The sequence below is a fragment of the Roseivirga seohaensis genome, from assembly GCF_001592945.1.
Classification (GTDB): domain Bacteria; phylum Bacteroidota; class Bacteroidia; order Cytophagales; family Cyclobacteriaceae; genus Roseivirga; species Roseivirga seohaensis.
Window position 1 is genome coordinate 1 of the sequence record NZ_LRPB01000042.1, and the last position, 290, is coordinate 290.

The following is a 290-nucleotide window of genomic DNA, read 5'->3' on the forward strand; positions in this document are numbered from 1 at the left end:
TCTAGCTGCTGGTTCGTTAGCCACACCTAAACGAGCATTCGCTTCGGCTTCAATCAAGATCATCTCAGCAGTACGCATCAAAACGATGTCACCATCACCAAGTGTTCCAGCGCCAGGGGATTTAAACTTAGTGTTCATGTAAGGATACTTTGCGAAATTGCCTGGAATGTCAATTGCATCCATTTCTGCCTGAGTAACTGCCCAGAAACCTTTTCTCACATCTGTTGCAGGAATCATATCATAAAGATCAGCATTGATACACTTAGGGTCGTTTCTAATGTGTGAAGAGC

Annotated in this window: 1 pseudogene; it reads right to left on the bottom strand. The window is 43.8% G+C overall.

The features are described from left to right. Positions 1 to 290, bottom strand: a pseudogene (locus AWW67_RS11805) (RagB/SusD family nutrient uptake outer membrane protein); the annotation flags it as partial.